Source organism: Streptomyces sp. NPDC050625 (assembly GCF_040654755.1).
In the GTDB taxonomy this organism is placed as follows: Bacteria; Actinomycetota; Actinomycetes; order Streptomycetales; family Streptomycetaceae; genus Streptomyces.
Genome location: NZ_JBFAIQ010000012.1, coordinates 50,148 through 72,418 on the forward strand (window position 1 = coordinate 50,148; position 22,271 = coordinate 72,418).

Sequence of the window (22,271 nt, forward strand, 5' to 3'; positions counted from 1 at the left end):
GGGTGGCCGGCTGGAGGGAGTTGCTGGAGGCGGCGACGGTCGCGCTGGACCTGCCGGAGGCGGGCTCCGGCGGAACCGGCTTCGTGATCGCCCCGGGCGTCGTGGTGACATGCGCCCATGTGGTGGCGGGGCCGGGCGGTGTGCGCGGGCGTATCGGCGCGGGCGTCGAACTGACGCTCACGGTGTCGGACGACGAACGGTACCGGGCGGTGAACGGCCTGGACATCGCGTTCCTGCGCTTCACTCCGCAGGTGTCCTCGGCGCCGTGCGCCCTGACCTCCCCGTACGTCGAGTTCGGCGACCGCATGTGGGCCTTTGGCCATCCCAGGGGCGACTACCGCGCGGGCCAGTGGGCCGGCCTGGAGTACCAGGGCGACTCCCGGCTCGCCTTCGACGGCGCGATGCCGATGCCCCGCGGCTACGGCACACCGGTCGGCGAGGGCTTCAGCGGCAGCCCGGTCGTCAACGAGCGCACGGGCGCGGTGTGCGGGATGCTGGCGCGCTCCAACAAGGCGGGCAGCGCGCACCTGGTCCCGATCTCCGAGGTCGTGGCCCGCTGCCCGGTTCCGCAGGCGCCGGTCGCCTGGCTGGGGACACTCACGGACGAACAGCTGCGCGCGGGCGGGTTCAGATATCCGGGCGCGCTGTTGCGTGACTACCTGGAGGCGGCGCGGGAGGCCGCCGACGAGCATCCCTACGCCGCCCTGCTCACCGATTCCGGCGGCGTCCCGCTGTCCACGGTCTACGTCCGCCAGGAGGCCTCGCACACCGAGGACCGGGCCGAGGAGAGCCCGGGCCACCGCCCGGCCGGCCGGAACAGGTCCGCCGCCGGGCGTGTGCTCGCCGAGCACCGCCATGTGCTCTTCACCGGAGGCGCGGGCAGCGGCAAGTCGAGCCTGCTGCGCCGTCTGGTCTTCGCCGCCGCCTCCGCATGGCTCGGGGACCCCGCCGCGGCACCCCCGTACGTCCCGGTGCTGGTCGCCGCCGACCAGTTGCTGGACCGCCCACTGCCCGAGGCGCTGGCCGACGCGCTGGCGCGGGATCTGCCGGGTCTGCGCCGCTCGCCGGCACCGGAGCTCTTCGAGAACGGGCCGATGCCGACGGTGGACTGGCTCGTCTGCGTCGACGGGCTCGACGAAGTGCTGGACCCCGGGGACCGCGGCAGGGTCATCCGGTTGATCCAGCGGTGGGCGCGTGAGCCGTATCTGCGCTTCGTGGTGGCCAGCCGGTCGCTGGTGACGGCGGAGCTGAACCGGCTGGACGAGCTGGAGCGGTACGCCCTGCTCGAATTCGACGACGACGAGATCGAGCAGCTCGCCCACGCGTGGTTCGAGGCGCTCGACGTCGAGGACGCGGGGCGGCGGGCGTTCGCGCTGGCCGGCGATCTGCGCCGCGGACGGCTCGCCGAGGTGGCGCGCAATCCGCTGTACCTGACGATGATCTGTGCGGTCGCCGCCGTGCGGGACCTGCCGCGCAACCCCGCCGGGCTCTACGCGCGGTTCATCGGCATCCTCCGGGAGAAGGGAGCCCAGCGGCTCGTACGGAGCGACCCGGCCGTCCACGGCATCACACCCCTGCTGCTGGAGCGGGTGTACGACGCCCTGCATCCGGTGGCGGAGCTGAGGCAGCGCGGGGACACCCGCTCGCTGCTCGACCAGGTCCTCGAAGTGCTCGCCGACCACGACCCGCCCCATGCGGCGACGCGGGAGACCGTGCTGCGCGCGCTGACGTTCACCGGTCTGGTGCGACAGCGCGGCGAGGACCTCTACTTCCTTCACCACACCGTCCAGGAGTATCTGGCCGGCCATGCCCTGGCCGACCGCCTCGATCCGAAGGATCCGGAAGCCCTGCGCACGGTGCGCGAGGCGATCGCGGCCGAACGTCCCAACCAGGCCCTGTTCATGGCCGCCCGCTGGCACGAACAGGGTATGCCGATCGCCGAGTTCCTGCGCGCGGTGGTGGACGGGGGCGGCTGGCGCGACCTGTTGCTGTGCGCCACGATCCTCAGCGACGAACTCGTCACGGACGAGCGGCTCACGGTGCGGTTCACCCGGGCCGTGCTCAAGCTGTACGACGGCGACGTCACCGTGGGCGACCTCGACGTGGACACGGTGCTGGACCGGTTGTACGCGGTGCTCGACCCTCAGGGCCTGGTCGACGTCATCGGCGATCCCACCGTCCCGCACTGGGCGCGCTCCGGGGCGCTGAGGCACTACGTGCGGCGCGACGCGGAACAGGCCGCGGCCCTCGCCGCCGGACTCGCCGACGACCCGGATCTTCCGGCCGACCTGCGGGTCGTGGCGGCCACCCACCTCGCGCGGGCGGGCGATCCCGAGGCCGCGTGCCGACGTCTGACGGCTCTGGCCGGGGATCGCGACCATGTGCCGGAAACCCGGCAGGAGGCCGCCGTCGCGCTCCTCGCACTGGACGAGGCCGCGGGAACCGACGCGCTCGCCCTGCTCCTGCGCACCGCGGACTTCCCCCGGACGTGCGTCGAGAACCTGCTGCGGCTGCTCCCCGACGACCTGCCGCCGCAGACGTGCGCGGCGCTCACCGACGCCCTGGCCGGGCATCCCCTGCAGGCCGAGGACCCGCACATCATCGACTATCTGAGCGGTGTTCTGCTGGTGCGCGCCCGGCCGGACCTCCTGGCGGAACTGTGCGCGGACCCCGCCGTTCCGCTGTATCTGCGGCACCGGGCCACCCAGTACTTCCCCGGACAGCGGGGGCACCCGGACCAGGAGACGATGCGTCTGCTGTGCACACAGGTCGTGCAGAGCCCGGGGGCGTCCGAGGACGCGATCGCCATTGCGGTGGACAGCATCGACGACGCGGCCCTCGTCGAGCGCGTGGCACGCGACGACCGGCTGAGCCAGTACACCCGGCTCCGGGCCGTCGGGCGGCTGATCCGGCTCGACCGGCCGGCCGTCGCCGCCGAATGCCTCGGCGCCCTCTCGGTCGACCGCTGGCACCTTCCGCGGGTCTCCGAACTCCTGCGTGAACTCGGGGAGTCGGCCGGACCCCGGCAGATCCTGGTCGACGCCTTCGAGGATCCGCGCAACACGGTCACCGACCGTCTCGAACACGTCTCCTCGCTCATCGGCCTGGGCGCCTCGGACCTGCTGCGGACGCACCTGCTGCGCATGGCCGAGGACGCCGGTGTCGCGGCGGCGGACCGGCTCGAAGCGGTGGAGGCCCTGGAGGACGTCGACCCTGCCGTCACCGCCGGTCTGCTCCACGGCATCGCGGCGGACGACGCCGTGCCGGGACGGGTGCGCCGCGACGCGGCAGCCCAACTCCTCAAGACCGGTGACCGGGGCGCCGCCTCGGCTGTGCTGCGCCGCATCGCCGAGGACACCGGCGTCGGCATGCTCGACCGCATCAGGGCCCTGGACCACCTGGCCGACGTCGACCTGCGAGCCGCCGCCGAGACCCTGAACCGCGTCCTCGACGAGGCAGGGCTGCCCGACGAGCACCTGTGGCGGCTGCTCGCCCTGGCCGATGCCATGACCCCGGACGTGACGCTGCGCAGGCGCCTGGACGCGTTGATCGACGACGTGACGGTGCCCGCGGAATCCCTCCTGGACATCGAGGCCGAGTCCCTGCTGCAGGTCGCCGTCGTCGTCCCCCGCCTCCGGGACACCCTGACCCGGATCGCGGAGGATCCCGCGGCCGAGCCGTGGGCACGCGCCCGGGCTGCCGGCGCTCTGCTCGGGCTGGTTCCGTACCCGCGCTGGAAGGACCTCATGGCCGGGGTCGGCCCGGACCCCCTGCACGTGCTGAGCCTCCAGCTGAACCTGGGCGGAATCGGAACCTCCGCGTACGACCCGGCGGTGTGGCAGACCCTCGCGTTCGCCCAGGGCGAGGAGGCTGTGATCGTCCCGGTGGGCGCGCTGGCCGGCGTCGATCCCCGTGCGGCCGCGGCGTACTGGACCGAGTCCGTCGAACGGCGGCGCCCGGAAGCGGTCACCCGGCTGGGCCATCTGTGGCTGCTGGTGCACGACGAGGGCACCTCGGAGCGGGTACGGGAGCAGCTCATCTCATGGGTGCGGGACTCCACGGCGCCCCTCGCCGAGCGGATCGCGGCGGTGACGACCCTCGGCGCGAGCCTCGACGAGTCCTGCCACGCCCTCGCCACCGAGGGCACCACGCCACCGGAACTCCGGGTCGCCCTCTGCGAGCACCTCCCCGCGAGCGGCGCCCTCAACCGCATTCCCGTCGTCCGCGCCCTGGCCGCGGACACGGCCTGTCCGGTCGACGTCCGCGCGCGGGCCGCCGCTCTGCTCGTCGAGGACCTGGGCGAGGAGGGCCGTGTCGTCCTGCGGTCGCTCTCCGGTCCCGGCACGGCGGACCCCGAGGCCCATCTCGGCGTGGCTGCCGCCTGGGTGAAGCTGGACGTCGGGTGCGAGGCGGAGGCCGCCTACCGCCGGGTCGTGGAGGACGGACACGCACCCGCCCGCCACCGTGTCCTGGCGGCGGACGGCCTCATGAGGTGGCGTTCGGCACGCAACCGGGCGCGGGAAGCCCTGCGTTCGGTGCTCGCCGACCAGGACGTGCCCGTCACCGTGCGGATCGAGGCGGCCGAGAAGCTGATCGCGGCCCACGAGCCCGCCGACGCGCACCTCGGGCTGCTGCGGCTGGCGCCCGCCCCGGAAGCGACCCCGGAGGAACGGTCGCGCATCGCGGACCTGCTGCCCGCCGACCTGCGGGCGTACGTCGAGCGAAGGGGATGACCGGCGGCTCGACAGACACCCCGGGCCCCGACGACCTCTCGACGCGCCGCGCGCGACCGTGCACAGTTCTCCCTACGTACCGACCGGTACGCGCCCGCGCACCACCCCGCACCTTCCCTAGGAGCGCCCGTGACCAGCTGGATCGGTCGGACCGCCGCCGAGATCGCCGCCGCCGTACGCGAGAAGCGGGCCACTCCCCGGGAGGTGGTGGCGGAACACCTGGCGCGGATCGAGCGCCTCGACGGCCGCATCGGCGCGTTCCGCAAGGTGCTGGCCGACTCGGCGCTCGCGGCCGCCGACGAGCTGGCGAACCGCTCCGATCTGGCCGAACTCCCCCTGGCGGGCGTGCCCGTGGCGGTCAAGGACAATCTGGCCGTGCGCGGCGAGGCCACCCTCGTCGGCTCGGTGGCGACCCCGGACACGCCGGCCGACGACGACCATGTCACCGTGGCCCGGCTACGGGCGGCGGGCGCGCTGGTCGTGGGCCTGACCAATGTGCCCGAGCTGTGCATCTTCGGCACCACGGAGGGCGTGCTCGGCACCTCCCGCAATCCGTGGGACACCTCGCGCACGGCGGGCGGTTCCTCGGGCGGCAGCGCGGCAGCGGTGGCCGCCGGGATGGTCCCGGTCGCCCTCGGCAACGACGGCATGGGTTCGCTGCGCATACCGGCGGCCAACTGCGGCCTCGTCACGCTGAAGCCGGGCCACGGGGTGGTGCCGGCCGGGATCGGCAACGGCGACTGGTTCGGCATGTCGGAGAACGGACCGCTGGCGACCACCGTCGAGGATCTGCGCCTGGTGCTCTCGGTGCTGGCCCAGGAGGAGTTCGTACGGCATGAGGAGCCCGCGACCCGCACGATCGCGGTCTCGCTGCGCAGCCCCCTCGCCGGTGTCACGGTCACCAAGCCGTACACGACCGCGGTCCGCGAGGCGGCCGGTGTGCTGGCCGGGGCCGGTCACCAGGTGCGGCGGGCGAATCCGCCGTACCCCCTCTCGCTCGGCGTCACCGCGCTCCAGCACTGGACGGCGGGCACGGCGGTGGACGCCGAGGGCCTCGACCCGGCGCGGCTGGCCCGGCGGACCCGGGTGCACGCGGCCGTCGGCCGCCGCTTCGTGCGGGGCGTGCGCACCGGCGAGCGGCGCGAACGCCTCCGGAGCCGGCTGACCCCCTTCTTCACCGAGCACGACGTCCTGCTGACCCCGGCCCTGGCCCGCCGCTCCCCCCGGTCGGTGGCCTGGCACGAGCGGGGCTGGCTGCCCAACGTCCTGGCCAACACCAACTACTCGCCGCTGACGCCACCGTGGAACCTCACGGGCTGGCCCGCGATGTCCGTGCCGTTCGGCACGCTGCCCTCGGGCGCACCCTGCGCCGTGCAACTGGTGGGCAGGCCGGGCACCGAGGCGACCCTGCTGGAGCTGGCCGAGCAGTTGGAGAAGCTGCACCCGTGGCAGCGCACGGCGCCTCTCGACTAGCGCACGCGTCCCGCGCCCGTCAGCCCAGGGCCTTGTACATGATGTGCAGCCCCACCCGGCCGTGCCGGGGGTGGTCGAACGCCTCCGGCACCGTGCCCAGGATCGTGAAGCCGAGGGAGGTCCAGAGTTTCACGGCGGGATTGGTCTCCACGACGGCGTTGAAGACCATCGCGCGATAGCCCTGCGTCCCGGCCTCGGCCAGCAGGTGCTCGGCGAGGGCGCGGCCGACGCCGCGGCCGGCCCGGTCCGGGTCGACCATGAACCCGGCGTTGGCGACGCGCGCGGCGGGGCCGCCGTAGTTCGGGGTGAGATACGCGGAGCCCACCACGGCGCCGGTGTCGTCCTCGGCGACGTACACCCGCTTGCCCGGTCCCATCCACAGGGACCGGGCCGCTTCCTCCGAGGTGTCCGGGTCCCAGGCGTACGTCTCGGCGGCGGCGACGATCCGGTGCCAGAAGGGCCAGATCCGTGGCCAGTCGTCGGCCACGGCTTCTCTGATCAGCATGGGCGTGAGTCTCGCACGCCCATGCCGGGCGAACGCGATGCGGCCGACCGGTGGATCAGTCCACGCTCGGCAGGATGTGGGGTTCGGCGAGGTCGTCCTCGTAGCCCGCGAGGCGGATCGGGGCGGAGCGGGCCCACACGTCGAGGCTGCCGAGCTCTCCGGGCCTGCGGCCCGCGCGCTCCGTGCGTTCCTTGGGGCGCTGATCGCGATTCGTCTTCTCCGGTGTCACCGCGCACTCCTTATGTGTCGGGTCACCCTCGGGGCGTACCGGTCAGTCTGCGATCCGGTGCCTGACGCCCGCTCGGGTCTGGATTGAAGGCCAGTTCGGACGCGGTGGCGCCGGTTACTCGCAAGGGCAGGCCGTGGTGAACCGGCTCGTCCCGGGACGGACCGTGGGTGTGGGTGGGACCCCGTACTGCTGTCCGTCGGAGTACAGAGTAACCAAATGAGCGGGGGTCCGCTCGATCGGGAGTGCAAACAAGGTGTAACTATCTCGAGTCGCTCGGTACTCCATCAGCACCATTCTGGGACTATTCATTACATATTGCTTGGTTCGGATCACCCACTTGGCGTACATGAGCGACCACGTCGTGCAGTTCAGTTGCCGTTGGCCGCGCCGCAAGCTCGCCATGATCTGCTGAGGTACCGCAACGGCTGTCTCGCGGGAGGACTGACGCATGGAGCTGCGCAGCGTCGAGGAGCTGATGGACCTGTTGTATGCCTGCCGGCACCAGCACGCGCTGCGGACCGCCGCCCTGCTGCGCCGCAGCCGTCCCGCCGACAAGGAGCTCCAGGTGGCCGGACTGGTGCACGGCATCGGCCGGCTGCTGGGCCCGGGCGACGAGAGCGGTCAGGCGGACCGCGCGGCCGACGCGGTACGTCCCCTGCTCGGCGAGCGCGTCTCCCACCTCGTACGCCACCACCGCGGACCCCTCGGCCCCGCCGACGACGATCTGCAGCGGCTGCGCCAGGCGGACGAGGAGAGCCGGACCGCCGGATTCGACGCCGGGGTCCTGGAGGACTGGCGCACCGTGCTGGAACTGGTGTCGGCCCGGAACTCGCCGCTGGGGGCTGTCGACTGACGGTCCGTCATGAGACGGTACGGCGATGACGTCGTCGTACGGGCTCAAGGGCAGGGCGGCCGTCGTCACCGGCGGCACGCGCGGGATCGGGCGCGCCGTGGCCGGGGCACTCGCCGCCGCCGGGGCGCTGGTGTGCGTGAGCGCACGGGACGCGGACGAGGTGCGGCGTACGGCGGCCGAGCTGGGCGGCATCGGGCTGGCCGGGAACGTGGCCGACCCGGAGCAGCCGCGGCGGCTGACGGAGCTGGCCCTGCGGGAGTTCGGCCGGCTCGACGTGCTGATCAACAACGCGGCGACCAACCAGCCGTACGGGCCGCTCATGGACGTCGACCCCGAGGCGTGGCGGGAGGCGTTCACGGTGAATGTCGAGGCACCGCTGCGGCTGGTGCAGTGCGCGTGGCGGGGGTGGATGCGCGAGCACGGCGGCGCGGTGGTCAACATCTGCACGGAGGGCGCGGGGCACGTGGGGCCGCATGTGGGGGCTTACGGCACCAGCAAGGCCGCCCTGGTCCATCTCACCCGGCAACTGGCGGGCGAGCTCGCGCCCCGGGTGCGGGTCAACTCCGTCTCTCCCGGCCTCGTCCGCACGGACATGGCCCGGTTCGTGTGGGAGGCGGGCGAGGAGGAGATCGCCGCGGGGCTGCCGCTCGGGCGGATCGGGGAGCCCGAGGACGTCGCGCGGGCGGTGCTGTGGCTGGTCTCGGACGCGGCCGCCTGGGTCACCGGCGCCGATCTGCTGGTGGACGGCGGGACCCGGGTGCGGGCCGCGTCCGGCTCCGGGCCGTACGCGGTGCACGAGCGGCTGCGGCGGGGGCCCGAGATCGAGTCGGCCGCGCGGGCACCCCTGAAGGGCGGCGGACCCGGCGCGGGCCCGCCTGGTGGAACGTCGGCGTGACCCGCACAGCGGCCACCGGATCACCGCCCGGGAGCGGGTGTCACCACTTGCCCGGCGCGTAGTCCTTCATGAACACGCCGTACAGGTCGTCGCCCTGCTCGCCGCGCACGATCGGGTCGTAGACGCGGGCCGCGCCGTCGACCAGGTCGAGCGGGGCGTGGAAGCCGGCCTCGGCCAGGCGCAGCTTGTCGTAGTGCGGACGCTCGTCGGTGATCCAGCCGGTGTCGACGGACGTCATGAGGATGCCGTCGGTCTGGAACATCTCCTGGGCGCTGGTCCGCGTGACCATGTTCATGGCCGCCTTGGCGGCGTTGGTGTTCGGGTGCCCGGCACCCTTGTAGCCGCGGCCGAAGACGCCCTCCATCGCCGAGACGTTGACGACGTAGGCGCGGCCGCTGGCGGCCTTCTTAGCGGCGTCCGCCATCGCCGGGCGCAGGGCGCTGATCAGGATGAACGGAGACGTGTAGTTGCACAGCTGGGTCTCCAGCAGCTCGACCGGCGAGATCTGGTCGATGGTCTGCACCCAGGTGTTGCTCTCGACGACGTCGGGGACGAGGCCGCCCGCGTCGATGGCGGTGCCGTCGAGGTGCCGGGCGACGCTGGCGTTGCCCGCGACGAGCGCGAGATCGGCGACCTTCTGCGCGTCCAGGCCGCCGGTGCCCAGCGGCAGTGCGGCGATGCCGTCGACGGCGCCGGAGCCGAAGGCGCCGATGACGTGGTGGGCGGGCAGCTCCCCGGCGGGCAGCGGGGCGCTCTCGCCCTCGACCAGGGCCGCGTACGCGGAGGGCAGGCGGCGCACGGTCTGCGTGGCGTTGTTGATCAGGATGTCGAGCGGACCCGCCTCGGCGACCTGCTCGGCGAGGGCCACGGCCTGCGCCGGGTCGCGCAGGTCGATCCCGACGACCTCCAGCCGGTGCATCCAGTCCGCCGAGTCGTCCATGGCCTTGAAGCGGCGGATGGCGTCCTTGGGGAATCGGGTCGTGATCGTGGTGTGGGCGCCGTCGCGCAGCAGCCGCAGCGCGATGTACATGCCGATCTTGGCGCGGCCGCCGGTGAGCAGCGCGCGCTTGCCGGTGAGGTCGGCGCGGGCGTCGCGCTTGGCCCGGTTCGTCCGGGCGCAGTCCGGACAGAGCTGGTGGTAGAAGTAATCGACCTCGACGAACCGGGTCTTGCAGGTGTAGCAGGAGCGCGGGCGCTGGAGTATCCCCGCGATCCTGCCCTCCTCGGTGATCGACGACGGCAGGATTCCCTCGGTCTCGTCGTCGATGCGCTGGGCGGAGCCGGTCGCGGTGGCCTCGGTGACCGTCTTGTCGTGGGCGGTCTTGGCGGCCCGGCGCTCCTGGCGGCGGCGCTGCTTGACCGTGCGGTAGATGCCGGCGGTGGCCCTGCGTACCGCGATGGCGTCGGGGTGGTCGACGTCCAGCTGGTCGAGCTCGTCGAGCACACTGAGGCAGACGGCCAGGCGCTCGGGGTCGATGCCGGGGCCGTAGACCGCCTCGTCCTCGGCCATCGGGCCGTCCTGTGTCACCGTCATCGCGCTGCCGTTTCCCTGATCACCGCGCGGCGCTCCGACTCGCGCCCGCTTTCGAACGGGGAATTTTACGGAGCGCCGGGACGAACCGCCAAACCCGGTCCGCGGACCGGTCCCTCAGGGGTCGCAGGCGGCGATCAGTGACTCCAGTTCGTCGGTCACCGCCCGTGCGAGCACGTCGAGGTCGGGCACCGCCCGTGCGTCGGCGACCAGCCCGTAGTGCACCCGGCCGCGGTAGGTGGAGATCGCCACGGCCAGGGACTGGCCGGGGGCGAGCGGCGCGAAGGGGTAGACCTCCGTCAGCGGGTGGCCGCCGAGCCGCAGCCCGAGGCCGGGCAGGGGCACGCTGGTGACCAGGATGTCGAACCACAGCCGGGCCGCCTGGCCGACCAGCGGGCCGCCGAGGCGGTGGCCGAGCGCGGGCACGTGGTCGGCGAGCAGGGCGACGGCGCCCGCGCCCCGGTTGGGGCCGGCGTCCTTGTTGCGGTTCATCGCCGTGCGGACCGTACCGAGGCGGCTGACGGGGTCGGGGTCGTCGACGGGAAGCCGTATCAGATAGCCGGAGAGCCGGTTGCCCTGTGGGTGCGCGGTGCGCGGGCGGCGCCTGGAGACAGGGATCAGGGCGCGGGGCGCGACGCCCTCGCTGCCGTCGCCGCGCTCGTCGAGCCAGCGGCGCAGGGCGCCCGCGACGACGGCGATGAGCACGTCGTTGACGGTCCCGCCGACGGCCTTGCGGATCCGGTGCACATCGTCGAGGTCCAGGACCACTCCGGCGGTGCGCCGGGTGCCGCTGGGCTCGGCGGTCAGTGCGGAGGAGGTGCGGATGCCGAGGGTGGACAGGGCGACGGAGGCGCCGATGTCGAGGGCCCGGCCCATGTCGGACAGCGCGCCGCGCAGCAGGCCGGGCAGTCTGCGCACATCGGGCAGCACACCGCGCGGCGGCTCGATCGGGCGGGGACTGCGCGCCGGCAGCTCCACCGGGTCCAGCACTCCGGCGGCGAGCTTGAGCGCGCGCAGGCCGTCGGCGAGGGCGTGGTGGAACTTGAAGAGCACGGCGAAGGAGACGCCGTCCTCCCCGGGCAGGACATGGGCCTCCCACGGCGGCCGGCCGCGCTCCAGCGGGCGCTCCATGAGCCGGCCCGCGGCGGCGTGGAAGTCGGCGGTCGGGGCGTGCAGCCGGACGTGGTTCAGCGGGTCGAAGCCGGGGTCGGGCTCGCGGGTGGCGCCGCCGAAGGCCAGGGGCCGGCGCAGGTCCGGTGGCTGCCAGACGTCCCGGATGCGCATCCGCAGTCCCGGCACGGCCGCGGCACGGGCGGCGAGCAGATCGGCCGCGTGGGCACCTGCCGTGGGCGAGTGCGCGGAGAAGACACCGAGTGCGCCGAGATGCATCGGGTGCCGGTCGGACTCGATGTTCCAGAACGCCAGGTCGAGGGGAGCGAGCAGGTCAGCAGTCAAGGGCTTGCCTCGCGTCGACGGTGGGTGGACAAGAAGTCAACCTCCCACAAGCAATTACGGTCAAGTACGATCAGGCTACGCTCAGTTAACAGCAGATTAAGTCCCGCCCTCAGTGAAACGGGCGGGACTCAAGAGCCGCCTGAGGTCACTTCAGCACCGGTGGCGCCGCCTCTCGTGACGTACCCCACTCGGACGGGTCGGGGCCGACGGTGAAGGCGAGTTGGCGCAGGGAGCGCAGCGCATCGGTCGTCAGATAGGTCCGGCCGTAGGGCGATCCGTCCGTGCGGGCCGACTGGACGTAGCGGTCGGTGGCCGAGGTGCCGGGCGCGGTCACGGTCAGCCGGCCGCCGGGCCAGTAGCGGCGGTCCAGGGCGAGGTCGACCCGGTCGAAGACGGGCGTGGACAGACCCCAGGTGCCGTATCCGGGCTGGACCGGGAAGAGCCCGATCGACGACAGCACGTTCCAGGCGGACATCGTCCCCAGGTCGTCGTTTCCGGTCATGCCGGTCGGCGAGTCCGTGAAGAGCGTCAGTGCCGCGTGCACCACGTCGGTGGTCTTCCAGGGCTGCCCGGTCGACAGATAGGTGTACGGGGCGATGAGGTCGGGCTCGTTCTGCGGGTTGTACGTGGCCGCGTTGTAGTAGGCGTACGCGTTGCCGTGCACCCACGCCTCGCGCGCGGTGCGCTCGGGGTCGGCCAGCAGCCGGTCGTAGGCGAAGAACGCGTCGAGCCGGTCGTTCGCCGCCCGTTCGCCGCCGATCAGTCCGATCATGCCCGGCAGGTCCTGCGGCACCAGCCACTGGTACTGCCAGGCGGTGCCCTCGTGGAAGCCCACGCTCAGGGCCGGGTCGTCCGGTCCGGCGAAGGCTCCGGAGGCGTCCCGGGCCCGGAAGAAGCCGGTCGAGGGGTCGAAGACGTTGCGGTAGTTGCGGGAGCGGGCCGCGTACCGCTCGGCGTCCGCGACATGGCCGAGGCCGCGCGCCATCTGCGCCAGCATGGCGTCGGACAGCGCGTACTCCAGGGTGACGGAGGCCCCCTGGTGGTAGTCCGAGTCGCCGAGCTTGGTCTGCGGGCGGCCCTTGACGTAGGGCGCGAAGCCGTTCGCGATGTACTCGGCGTTCGCCTCGCGGCCCGCGATCGGCAGGCCGGCGGGCGGCACACCGTCGGCGTTGCGGCGCAGCAGCCGGTACGCCCGTTCCTCATGCCCCTTCAGCAGGCCCTGCTGGTAGGCGGTGGTCAGGAAGGGGGTGACCGGGTCGCCGGTCATGATGTTCGTCTCGACCGTGCCGTAGCCCCACTTGGGCAGCCATCCGCCCTCCTCGCCGACCTTCAGCACCGACAGCGCCATGTCGCGGGCCTCCTGGGGCGCGAGCAGGGCGAGGAGCTGGCACTGGGTGCGGTAGGTGTCCCACAGGGACCAGTTCTGGTAGTAGGTGAAGCCCTGGGCGCGGTGGACGCGCAGGTCCCAGCCCCGGTAGCGGCCGTCGGCGTCGCTGCCGGTGTTCGGGGCCAGGAAGGACCGGTACAGGGACGAGTAGAAGGTGCGCCGCAGGGTCTGCCCGCCGCCCTGGACACGGACGGTGCCGAGGCGCTCCTCCCAGGCCCGCCGGGCCGCGTCGCGTACGGCGTCGAAGGAACGGCCGCCCTCCGCACGGAGGTTGACCGCCGCTCCGTTCGCGTCGACGTAGGACAGGGCGGTGGTCGCCGTGACGGTACGGTCCCGGGTCGCGTCGAAGCGGACGTAGGCGCCGTCCTTCCCGGTCCGCGAGCCGGGCGTGACGGCCTTGCCGTCCCAGGTGCCGTACGCGGTGAAGGGCCGGTCGAAGCGGGTGATCGTGTAGACCGTGTACGGCAGGGTGTCCCGGCAGAATCCGCGGCCGGTGACGGCGGTGCGCACCGTGCGGTCGTCCAGCACCTCCACCTCGGCCGAGACCTTCTTGTGCAGCGACTGGCCCGCGTTCAGCAGGACATTGGCCTTGTCGGTGGCGGGGAAGGAGAAGCGCTGGACGCCCGTGCGCGCGGTCGCGGTGAGTTCGGCCCCGATGCCGGACGCCAGGCCGACCCGGTAGTAGCCGGGGCTCGCCGTCTCGTCCTCGTGCCGGAAGGCGGCGGCGTACTTCGCGTTGTCCGTCTGTGTGACGTCGCCGGTGGTCGGCAGGACGGGCAGGTCACCGCCGATCCGGCAGCCGACGCCCGAGAGGTGGACCAGGGAGAAGCCACGGATGCGGTTCTGGGAGTAGTCGTAGCCGGTGCTGTGCCCGGTGTCCGGCGAGAGCTGCACCATGCCGAAGGGCATGGCCGCGCCGGGGAAGGTGTTGCCCTCGTTCTGGGTCCCGATGAAAGGGTTCACCAGGTCGGTCAGGTGATCGCCGGTCGGCTCGGCGGCACCTGCGGCAGGGGCGGCGAGCAGCGCGGACGCTGTCATCACCCCGGCCAGGCACAGCCGCGGGTGCCGGGTCCGTCTCATGTCGGATGACCTCCGATGGTTCGACATCGCTGTCTGCATCGTGAGGGTCGGAGATCCGAAACCCGGGCATCCAGGGCTAATTGAACAAAACGCGTCGCGTCAGAAGAGGGAGCCACCAAACAGGAGTACGAGACCTACGGGACCCGCTGCCCCTTCCCGAGCGCGATCACCCCGCCCTTGGAGACCGTGTAAAGCTCGGTGTCCCGCTCGGGATTGACGCCGATGGTCGCGCCGGGCGGCACCTCCACGTTCTTGTCGAGGACGGCACCGCGCACCACCGCGCCCCGGCCGATGTGGACGTTGTCGTGCAGGATCGAGCCCTGGACGACGGCGCCCGGGTCGACCACCACACCGGGTGACAGGACGGACCGGGTGACCTGACCGCGGATCAGGCAGCCCGAGCTGATGATGGACTCGCTCGCCATGCCGCCGGCGCTGAAGCGGGCCGGGGAGAGCTGGCCCGAGTGGGTGTAGATGGGCCAGCTTCGGTTGAAGAGGTTGAAGGCGGGGCGCTCGGCGATCAGGTCCATATGGGCGTCGTAGTAGGCGTCGAGGGTGCCGACGTCCCGCCAGTAGCCCTTGTCCCGGGTGGTCTCGCCGGGGACGTGGTTGTCACTGAAGTCGTACAGCTGTGCTTCGCCCCGGGCGGTGAGCTGGGGCAGGATCGAACCGCCCATGTCGTGCACGGACTGCTCGTCCTCGGCATCCCGCTGCAACGCCTCGATCAGCGCCTTGGTGGTGAAGATGTAGTTGCCCATCGAGGCGAAGACGCACTCCGGGTCGTCCGCCAGTCCCGGCGGGTCGGCGGGCTTCTCCAGGAAGCGCTCCACGCTCTGCCCGTCCGAGCCGGGGGTGATCACCCCGAAGGAGGAGGACTCCACCCGTGGGACACGGATGCCCGCGACCGTCACACCCGCGCCGCCCTCGACGTGCTGCGCCAGCATCTGGCGCGGGTCCATGCGGTAGACGTGGTCGGCGCCGAACACCGCGACGTAGTCGGGCTGTTCGTCGTGGACGAGGTTGAGCGACTGCAGGATCGCGTCCGCGCTGCCCAGGTACCACCGCGGGCCCAGCCGCTGCTGCGCGGGCACCGGAGTGATGTAGTTGCCCAGCAGGCTGGACATCCGCCAGGTGGTGGTGATGTGCCGGTCCAGCGAGTGCGACTTGTACTGGGTCAGCACACAGATGCGCAGGACGTCGGCGTTGACGAGGTTCGAGAGCACGAAGTCGACGAGCCGGTAGGTGCCGCCGAAGGTGACCGCTGGTTTGGCCCGGTCCGCGGTCAGGGGCATCAACCGCTTGCCCTCGCCGCCCGCCAGCACGATGCCGAGAACTGAAGGTCCGCCACGACGCATGGCCGCTCCCCCTCACCCTGGTTGCCCCATGCCTGCCCCCGGGAACAGCGTGCTAAGCCTGCTTGAGGATCTCCTCGTACAGCCGGACCGTGCGCCGGGCCACCGTGTCCCAGCCGAACTCGCCCACCGCGCGCTCCCGTCCGGCCTCCCCCATCCGCCGGGCCGTCTCCCGGTCGCCGACGACCGCGTCCAGTGCCCGCGCCAGGCCGGCCTCGAACTCCCCGGGGTCCTCGCCCTCCTTGTGCACGGGGACGAGCAGGCCCGTCACACCGTCCTCGACGACCTCGGGAATCCCGCCGACCCGGGAGGCCACGACGGGTGTGCCGCAGGCCATCGCCTCCAGGTTGACGATGCCGAGCGGTTCGTACACCGAAGGGCAGGCGAACACGGCGGCGTGCGTGAGGAGTTGGATGACGTCCGCGCGCGGCAGCATCTGCGGGATCCAGTGCACGCCCTCGCGGACCCGGCTCAGCTCCTGGAACAGGTCGCGGAACTCCCGGTCGATCTCCGGGGTGTCGGGCGCGCCCGCGCACAGCACGACCTGTGCCGCCGGGTCGATGTTCCGTACCGCGCGCAGCAGATGGGGCACGCCCTTCTGCCGGGTGATCCGGCCGACGAACAGCACATAGGGGCGGTCCGGGTCCAGGCCGACGCGGGTGAGGACGTCGGTGCCGTGGTCCGGCCGGTAGAGGGCGGTGTCGATGCCGTTGTGCACGACGTGGACCCGCGCCGGGTCCAGCGCGGGGTAGCAGCCCAGGATGTCCTCGCGCATCGCCGCCGACACGGCGATCACGGCGTCGGCGGCCTCGATCGCGGTGCGCTCGGCCCAGCCGGACAGGGCGTACCCACCGCCGAGCTGCTCGGCCTTCCAGGGGCGCAGCGGCTCCAGCGAGTGGGCGGTCAGCACATGCGGGACGCCGTACATCAGCTTGGCGACGTGGCCGGCGAGATTGGCGTACCAAGTGTGGGAGTGGACGAGTTCGCGGCCTTCGAGGGCCGCGGCGATGGAGAGGTCCACGGAGAAGGTGCGCAGCGCGTCGTTGGCGGTGTCGAGCGCGGACCAGGGCCGGTGGCGTACGACGCCCACGGCGCGGCCCTCGCCCCAGCAGTGCACCTCCAGGTCGACCAGCGGCCTCAACTCCCGCGCCAGGAACTCGACATGGACGCCCGCGCCGCCGTACACGTCCGGGGGGTACTCCCGGCTCAGCAGTCCCACTCGCACCCGCAACCCCCTGGTCTCACCGGCCGGTCCCCTCATGGTCACCCAGATGCGCCGCCCGGGGAAGAGCACGGTGGCCGTGTGAAACAACAGTCACCGCAGACCCCGCCGCCGGGTACCCGGTAGTAGAGGCAGCAGCTGCGGCGCCGGAAGGAGGTGCCGGTGAGGGTGCCGGTGTCCGTCAGGAGGGGGTGCGTGAAGAGTTCGGCGGTGAGGGTGCGGGCCCGGTCGGCCACGTCGCCGCGGCCGTTGCCGCGGGCCCACCGGTCGAGCTCCCGGGCCGCTCCGGCGAGCGCCGAGCCCGCGTTGCCCCACAGGAGGCCGGCCGCGAGGCCGTACCGGGCTCTCAGGGCTTCCCCTAGGGGCTCCAGATGGCCCCGCAGCACGGCGGCGGCGAGGGTGGCGGCGTTCCCGGGGTTCCCGGGCGGCGGGCCCGGCTCGGTCAGCCACAGGTCGTCGGGGGCGACGGCGGCCGGGTCCCAGCGCAGCAGGCGGGGGTCCAGGTCGGGGAGGCGGCCGTACAGGGCGGCGCAGCCGAGGGCCGGCGACCACAGGCGGGCCGCGAGCGCCTGGTGGGCGATCGACGCCGCCACCCGGAACTCCCGGGTGCGGAGGCGGTGTGCGACCGTCTCGACGCGGAACGTCAGCGCGTCGTCATCGATGTCCGCCGTCGCTTTTTCGTAGGTTTCGGCAAGTGTGGGCAGCCCTCCCGGTGTTGCCCCGGCCGCTCCTCCTGCCGTGCGCAGGACGAAGAAGCCACCGAGCGGGCGGAGCGCGGCAAGGTCCGGGTCGAGGTCCACGAGCAGCAGTAGTACCAGGGGCCGGCAGCAGCGTGCCCCCGAGGGTCTCCACCCTGTGTCGCCCACCCTGGGGATGATCGGGGTCCAGGCGTACTCCATCGGCAGTAGGACCCATTGCCTGCTCAGGTACGACGACGGGAAGAACTCGACACGGCAGAGTGTTGGCTATGGAAGCAGACCGTTCGTCGAACCGGGCCCAGGGCCCCGGCCTCACTCAGAGGAACAGCTCATGAGCGCCCTCGCGGTGTCCGTGCTGCTGTCGTTCGTCTCCGCCGTCGCGTACGCGGGCGGAGCGATCGTGCAGGAGCAGGTCGCGGCGTCCTCCCCCGACGAGCAGTATGCGCCGCTGCGGCGCCTGAGCTGGTGGGCGGCCGTGGCGTTGAACGGGCTCGGCGGGCTGCTCCACGTGGTGGCGCTGGCCTATGGCCCCCTCAGTCTGGTGCAGCCGCTGGGCGCCCTGACCATCGTGTTCGCGCTGCCCATGGCGGCCCTGTTCGTCGGCCGCAAGGCCAGGGCGACCGCCTGGCGGGGCGCGATCATGGCGACGGTCGGCCTCGCCGGTCTGCTCTCCCTGGTCGGCTCGTCCGACGCCACGTCCCTCGACGCCGCGCAGCGCGTGGCCGTGGCCCTGGTCACCGGCGGCGCGGTCGTAGCGCTGATGCTCGCAGGACGGGCCGCGCACCGGCACCCGGCGGTGCGCAGCGTGCTGCTCGCCACCGCGTCCGGCATAGCGTTCGGTATGTCGTCCGTGTTCACCAAGACCGTGGCCGTCGACTGGACCGGCGGCGTCTCCCTCGCGGAACTGCCGTCGCTGGCCGTGATCGGTGTGTTCGCGGTCGCCGGTGTGCTGCTGTCGCAGGCCTCCTACCGCGGCGGCGGCCTCGCGGCGCCGCTCGCCACCCTGACCGTGGTGAACCCGGTGCTCGCGGCAGCGGTCGGCATCACGATGTTCGGCGAGACCTTCCGCCACGGCACCACGGGCACCGCGCTCGCCCTGAGCTGCGGTGTAGTGGCAGCGGGCGGTCTGATCCTGCTGACCACGGAGCGGCTGGAGCACACCCCCCGTACGACGGAGCCGCTGCCCGAGACCGGACCGGCCCCGCTCGCGCCGGCCGCGCCGGCCCTCGATCTCGCCCTCGTCCTCGCCGAGCCGGCACCCACCGGGACACCGTCGGTCGTCCTGCCCCAGCAGCGGGTCGCGTCGGCCCTGGAGGAGCTGGAGGAACTGGAGGAACTGGAGGAGTTGCAGGAGTTGGCGGACCTGGAGGACCTGGAGGAGGTCCTGGACGACACCACGCTGGACGACGTCCTCGTACCCGCCGCGGACGAAACACGCGGCGACAACACCGAGGAGCCCTCGGACCCCTACTTCGTCGTGCCCACCTACAGCCCCTTCTACACGGGCGTCTATGTGCCGCTGCCCGTCGTGAACCGGCACCGCACCGGCGTGGAGCGGCACCGCATCAGGGTCAGATCCTGACGCCACCGGCCCGGAGATAGGCGACCGGGTCGATGTCCGTACCGAAGCCGGGTCCGGTCCGCACCTCGAAGTGCAGATGCGGGCCCGTGGTGTTTCCGGTGGAGCCCGAGCGGCCGATGCGCTGCCCCGCGGAGACCGGCTGCCCGGCCTTCACGGAGATGGCCGACAGATGGGCGTACTGGGTGTAGCGCCCGTCGGCGTGCCGGATGACGACCTGATAGCCGTACGAGCCTCCCCAGCCGGCCGCGACCACGTGTCCGGCGGCGACCGCCCGCACGGAGGTGCCGGTGGGCACGGGGAAGTCGACGCCGGTGTGGTAGCCCTTCGACCAGTGGGATCCTGCCTGGTGGTAGGGCGTGCCCATCGCGGCGTGGACCGGGGCGACCAGGGAGTGGCCGCTCGTGGACGTCGTGCGGGTGCCCTCGGACGAGGACTTCTTCGTTCCCGGAGCCGACCTCGAAGGGTGCTTCGAAGCGGGCTTCTTCGTCGAGGGCCTGGCCGGGGTCTGGGTCTCGTTGCCCGCCGCGGGGGCAGCCTTGCCGCGCAGGTTCAGTCGCTGCCCCGGCAGGATCAGATCGGGATCGGACCCGATGGTCGTGCGGTTGGCGGCATAGAGCCGGTGCCAGCCGCCCGGCACGTGCCGTTCCTCGGCGATGCCGGAGAGCGTGTCGCCGTGCACGACGGTGTACATCTCGGCCTTGCCCGCCCGGGACTGGGGCGTGGTCTGCGGCTGTACGTCGCGCACCGAGCTCCCGGCGCCCCGGGCGCTCTTGGTGGGCCGGGCCGAGACGCTCTCGGTGTGGACGTCGGGGGCGGAGCCGTCCCGGGTGAGTCCGGCGCGCACCGAGCACACCGGCCAGGCGCCGGGTCCCTGCCCGTCGAGCACCTTCTCCGCGACCGCGATCTGCTGGTCCCTGGTGGCCAGGTCCGCGCGCGGGGCGTATTTGGTGCCGCCGTAGGCCGCCCAGGTGGACGCGGTGAACTGCAGTCCGCCGTAGTAGCCGTTGCCGGTGTTGATGCTCCAGTTTCCGCTGGACTCGCAGGCGGCGACCTTGTTCCAGGTGGCCACGTCGGCCGCACCGGCGGTCCCGGCGGCCACCAGTGGGATCGCCATGCCGGCGCCGCCCGCCGTGACGGTGAGTGAGGCGCGGTTGATCCTGTTCGGCTGGTACCGGCGGTGCCGGCCGCGTGCGGCCATGGAGAGCCCCCTCGACATGCGTCAGGAGGGGCAAAAGTAAGCGCGGCGAACAGGCCATGACAAGACGGCAATCGGGCCACTGGTCACCGCAAGTGGCCAGGAATCGGCCCTCGTTGGCCGGATCCGCCGAACCGGCTGAGGCACTGGACGCCTTCCGTGCGTACTCAAGCCTGGCGGGTCGGATGTGCGGTCGCCGTACCGGCACGTCAGGATGGTCGCAGGACGATGTCATAGGGCAATGTCGCAGGACAATGTCGCAGGGCAATACTGACGAGCACGTCGGGCACCACCCTTGTTGTTTTGCAGGATCCAGCGGATCCACCAGATCTTTGAGGAGCAGGCGGTATGAGCACTTCGGCGCAGATCGGCGTCACGGGTCTCGCGGTCATGGGCCGCAACCTCGCGCGGAACTTCGCGCGCAACGGCTACACGGTCGCCGTGCACAACCGTACGGTGTCGCGGACGAAGGCGCTGGTGGAGGAGTTCGGGAACGAGGGGGACTTCATCGGGGCCGAGACCGCCGAGGAGTTCGTGGCGGCCCTTGAGCGGCCGCGCCGGCTGGTCATCATGGTCAAGGCCGGTGGCCCGACGGACGCGGTGATCGAGGAGTTCGCCCCGCTGCTGGAGCCCGGTGACATGATCATCGACGGTGGCAACGCACACTTCGCGGACACCCGCCGCCGTGAGAAGGCGCTGCGCGAGCAGGGCATCCACTTCGTCGGCATGGGCGTCTCCGGGGGTGAGGAGGGCGCGCTGCACGGGCCGAGCATCATGCCGGGTGGCCCGAAGGAGTCGTACGACTCGCTCGGCCCGATGCTGGAGAAGATCTCGGCGAAGGCGGCGGACGGCGCGCCCTGCGTCACGCACGTCGGCCCGGACGGCGCCGGTCACTTCGTGAAGATGGTGCACAACGGCATCGAGTACGCCGACATGCAGCTGATCGGCGAGGCCTACCAGCTGCTGCGCGATGTCGCCGGGTACTCCCCCGCGCAGATCGCGGACATCTTCCGGACCTGGAACACGGGCCGTCTGGACTCCTATCTGATCGAGATCACGGCGGAGGTCCTGTCGCACGTGGACGCGGCGACCGGCAAGCCGTTCGTCGACGTCGTGGTGGACCAGGCCGAGCAGAAGGGAACCGGCCGCTGGACCGTCCAGATCGCCCTCGACCTCGGCGTCCCGGTCTCCGGGATCGCGGAGGCGGTCTTCGCCCGCTCGCTGTCCGGCCACGCGGCGCTGCGCGAGGCCTCGCGGGGCCTGGCCGGACCGAAGCCGTCCCCGCTGTCCGAGTCCGAGGCGGCGGCCTTCGCCGACCGGGTGGAGCAGGCGCTGTACGCCTCGAAGATCGTGTCGTACACCCAGGGCTTCCATGAGATCGCCGCGGGCAGCGACGAGTACGACTGGAACATCGACCTCGGCGCGGTCTCCTCGATCTGGCGCGGCGGCTGCATCATCCGCGCGGCCTTCCTGGACCGTATCCGCGCCGCCTACGACGCCCGGCCCGACCTGCCGAGCCTGCTCTCCGACGAGACGTTCGCGCAGGAGATCGCGGCCGCCCAGGACGACTGGCGCGAGGTCCTGATCGCCGCCACCCGCCAGGGCGTGGCGACCCCGGGCTTCGCCGCGGCCCTCGCCTACTACGACGGGCTGCGCGCCGAGCGCCTGCCCGCCGCCCTCACGCAGGGGCAGCGGGACTTCTTCGGGGCGCACACGTACCGGCGGGTGGACCGGGACGGTTCCTTCCACACGCTGTGGGGCGGGGACCGGTCCGAGGTGTCCGCGTAGGCACCGTCCGGCGCGGCCCTGCGGCGTCCCGGCCCCGTGCCCCCCTTTGGGGCGCGGGGCCGGGTGTGTTTCACCGGGCGGGTGTGTTTCAGGTGAGCGGTGGGCCCGGTTCGGGGTTCGGGACCGGTTCGGGGCCCGGGGGGATCGGCGACGGGGACGGCTCCGGGGGCGGGGTCGGCCGGGGGCCGGGCGGGGGCTCCGGGGGCGGCGGCTGGGGAGCCGGTGGTGGTTCGGGGGCCGGGACCGGGTTGGGGGGCGGCTCCGGGTGCTGGGGGTCCGGGCCGGGGGTGGGC

15 protein-coding genes are annotated in these 22,271 nt (G+C 72.5%); 6 read left to right on the forward strand and 9 right to left on the reverse strand.

Annotated features, from left to right (window positions below; all coding sequences use genetic code 11):
- Positions 1 to 2: 2 nt before the first annotated feature.
- Together AB0I54_RS25500 and AB0I54_RS25505 are read left to right on the forward strand one after the other, a co-directional pair.
- Entirely contained in the window at positions 3 to 4,733 is a 4,731-nt protein-coding gene (locus AB0I54_RS25500) for a trypsin-like peptidase domain-containing protein (RefSeq protein WP_363298465.1), read from the forward strand.
- A 129-nt stretch (positions 4,734 to 4,862) separates the two neighbouring features.
- The gene (locus AB0I54_RS25505; RefSeq protein ID WP_363298466.1) at positions 4,863 to 6,206 is read left to right on the forward strand and encodes an amidase family protein; all 1,344 of its coding nucleotides are present in this window, start codon (positions 4,863 to 4,865) and stop codon (positions 6,204 to 6,206) included.
- 19 nt (positions 6,207 to 6,225) lie between these two features.
- Here the strand turns inward: AB0I54_RS25505 and AB0I54_RS25510 are convergent, their stop codons facing one another.
- Complete coding sequence (locus tag AB0I54_RS25510; RefSeq protein ID WP_363298467.1) at positions 6,226 to 6,711, reverse strand: GNAT family N-acetyltransferase; 486 nt, start codon at positions 6,709 to 6,711, stop codon at positions 6,226 to 6,228.
- A 55-nt stretch (positions 6,712 to 6,766) separates the two neighbouring features.
- Positions 6,767 to 6,940 (reverse strand): hypothetical protein, encoded by a 174-nt coding sequence (locus AB0I54_RS25515; RefSeq protein WP_110633937.1) that lies wholly within the window; start codon positions 6,938 to 6,940, stop codon positions 6,767 to 6,769.
- A 448-nt stretch (positions 6,941 to 7,388) separates the two neighbouring features.
- Here AB0I54_RS25515 and AB0I54_RS25520 point away from each other — a divergent pair, with 448 nt between their 5' ends.
- On the forward strand, positions 7,389 to 7,793 hold the full coding sequence (locus AB0I54_RS25520) for an HD domain-containing protein (RefSeq protein WP_363298468.1): 405 nt from the start codon (positions 7,389 to 7,391) through the stop codon (positions 7,791 to 7,793).
- Positions 7,794 to 7,818: 25 nt separating this feature from the next.
- Positions 7,819 to 8,688 (forward strand): SDR family oxidoreductase, encoded by an 870-nt coding sequence (locus AB0I54_RS25525; RefSeq protein ID WP_363298469.1) that lies wholly within the window; start codon positions 7,819 to 7,821, stop codon positions 8,686 to 8,688.
- Between the two features lie 40 nt (positions 8,689 to 8,728).
- On the opposite strand, the gene AB0I54_RS25530 is transcribed toward AB0I54_RS25525, so the two are convergent.
- The 6 genes from AB0I54_RS25530 to AB0I54_RS25555 all read right to left on the reverse strand — a co-directional run bounded on the left by AB0I54_RS25530 (position 8,729) and on the right by AB0I54_RS25555 (position 17,515).
- Positions 8,729 to 10,222 (reverse strand): SDR family NAD(P)-dependent oxidoreductase, encoded by a 1,494-nt coding sequence (locus AB0I54_RS25530; protein ID WP_363298470.1) that lies wholly within the window; start codon positions 10,220 to 10,222, stop codon positions 8,729 to 8,731.
- 114 nt (positions 10,223 to 10,336) lie between these two features.
- Complete coding sequence (locus AB0I54_RS25535; protein WP_363298471.1) at positions 10,337 to 11,674, reverse strand: wax ester/triacylglycerol synthase family O-acyltransferase; 1,338 nt, start codon at positions 11,672 to 11,674, stop codon at positions 10,337 to 10,339.
- Positions 11,675 to 11,819: 145 nt separating this feature from the next.
- Positions 11,820 to 14,141: a GH92 family glycosyl hydrolase gene (locus tag AB0I54_RS25540; RefSeq protein ID WP_363298472.1), complete on the reverse strand. Its 2,322-nt coding sequence runs from the start codon at positions 14,139 to 14,141 to the stop codon at positions 11,820 to 11,822.
- A 134-nt stretch (positions 14,142 to 14,275) separates the two neighbouring features.
- Entirely contained in the window at positions 14,276 to 15,496 is a 1,221-nt protein-coding gene (glgC, locus tag AB0I54_RS25545; protein WP_363298473.1) for a glucose-1-phosphate adenylyltransferase, read from the reverse strand.
- Between the two features lie 52 nt (positions 15,497 to 15,548).
- On the reverse strand, positions 15,549 to 16,718 hold the full coding sequence (gene glgA, locus AB0I54_RS25550; RefSeq protein ID WP_363298474.1) for a glycogen synthase: 1,170 nt from the start codon (positions 16,716 to 16,718) through the stop codon (positions 15,549 to 15,551).
- Between the two features lie 38 nt (positions 16,719 to 16,756).
- Positions 16,757 to 17,515: a (2Fe-2S)-binding protein gene (locus AB0I54_RS25555; protein ID WP_363298475.1), complete on the reverse strand. Its 759-nt coding sequence runs from the start codon at positions 17,513 to 17,515 to the stop codon at positions 16,757 to 16,759.
- Positions 17,516 to 17,744: 229 nt separating this feature from the next.
- Here AB0I54_RS25555 and AB0I54_RS25560 point away from each other — a divergent pair, with 229 nt between their 5' ends.
- The gene (locus tag AB0I54_RS25560) at positions 17,745 to 18,995 is read left to right on the forward strand and encodes a DMT family transporter (protein ID WP_363298476.1); all 1,251 of its coding nucleotides are present in this window, start codon (positions 17,745 to 17,747) and stop codon (positions 18,993 to 18,995) included.
- Here the strand turns inward: AB0I54_RS25560 and AB0I54_RS25565 are convergent.
- Positions 18,985 to 20,193, reverse strand: a complete 1,209-nt coding sequence (locus tag AB0I54_RS25565) for a transglycosylase family protein (protein WP_363298477.1) — start codon at positions 20,191 to 20,193, stop codon at positions 18,985 to 18,987. The genes AB0I54_RS25560 and AB0I54_RS25565 overlap by 11 nt on opposite strands.
- A gap of 345 nt (positions 20,194 to 20,538) precedes the next feature.
- Here AB0I54_RS25565 and gndA point away from each other — a divergent pair, with 345 nt between their 5' ends.
- Positions 20,539 to 21,978 (forward strand): NADP-dependent phosphogluconate dehydrogenase, encoded by a 1,440-nt coding sequence (gene gndA, locus AB0I54_RS25570; protein ID WP_363298478.1) that lies wholly within the window; start codon positions 20,539 to 20,541, stop codon positions 21,976 to 21,978.
- The last annotated feature ends 293 nt before the right edge of the window (positions 21,979 to 22,271 follow it).

Bases quoted from the DNA above. Each gene is read 5' to 3' on its own strand.
- AB0I54_RS25510 (WP_363298467.1), bottom strand. From the start codon at position 6,711: ATGCTGATCAGAGAAGCCGTGGCCGACGACTGGCCACGGATCTGGCCC.
- gndA (WP_363298478.1), top strand. From the start codon at position 20,539: ATGAGCACTTCGGCGCAGATCGGCGTCACGGGTCTCGCGGTCATGGGC.
- AB0I54_RS25565 (WP_363298477.1), bottom strand. From the start codon at position 20,193: ATGGCCGCACGCGGCCGGCACCGCCGGTACCAGCCGAACAGGATCAAC.
- AB0I54_RS25525 (WP_363298469.1), top strand. From the start codon at position 7,819: ATGACGTCGTCGTACGGGCTCAAGGGCAGGGCGGCCGTCGTCACCGGC.
- AB0I54_RS25560 (WP_363298476.1), top strand. From the start codon at position 17,745: ATGAGCGCCCTCGCGGTGTCCGTGCTGCTGTCGTTCGTCTCCGCCGTC.
- AB0I54_RS25520 (WP_363298468.1), top strand. From the start codon at position 7,389: ATGGAGCTGCGCAGCGTCGAGGAGCTGATGGACCTGTTGTATGCCTGC.
- glgC (WP_363298473.1), bottom strand. From the start codon at position 15,496: ATGCGTCGTGGCGGACCTTCAGTTCTCGGCATCGTGCTGGCGGGCGGC.
- AB0I54_RS25530 (WP_363298470.1), bottom strand. From the start codon at position 10,222: ATGACGGTGACACAGGACGGCCCGATGGCCGAGGACGAGGCGGTCTAC.
- AB0I54_RS25540 (WP_363298472.1), bottom strand. From the start codon at position 14,141: ATGAGACGGACCCGGCACCCGCGGCTGTGCCTGGCCGGGGTGATGACA.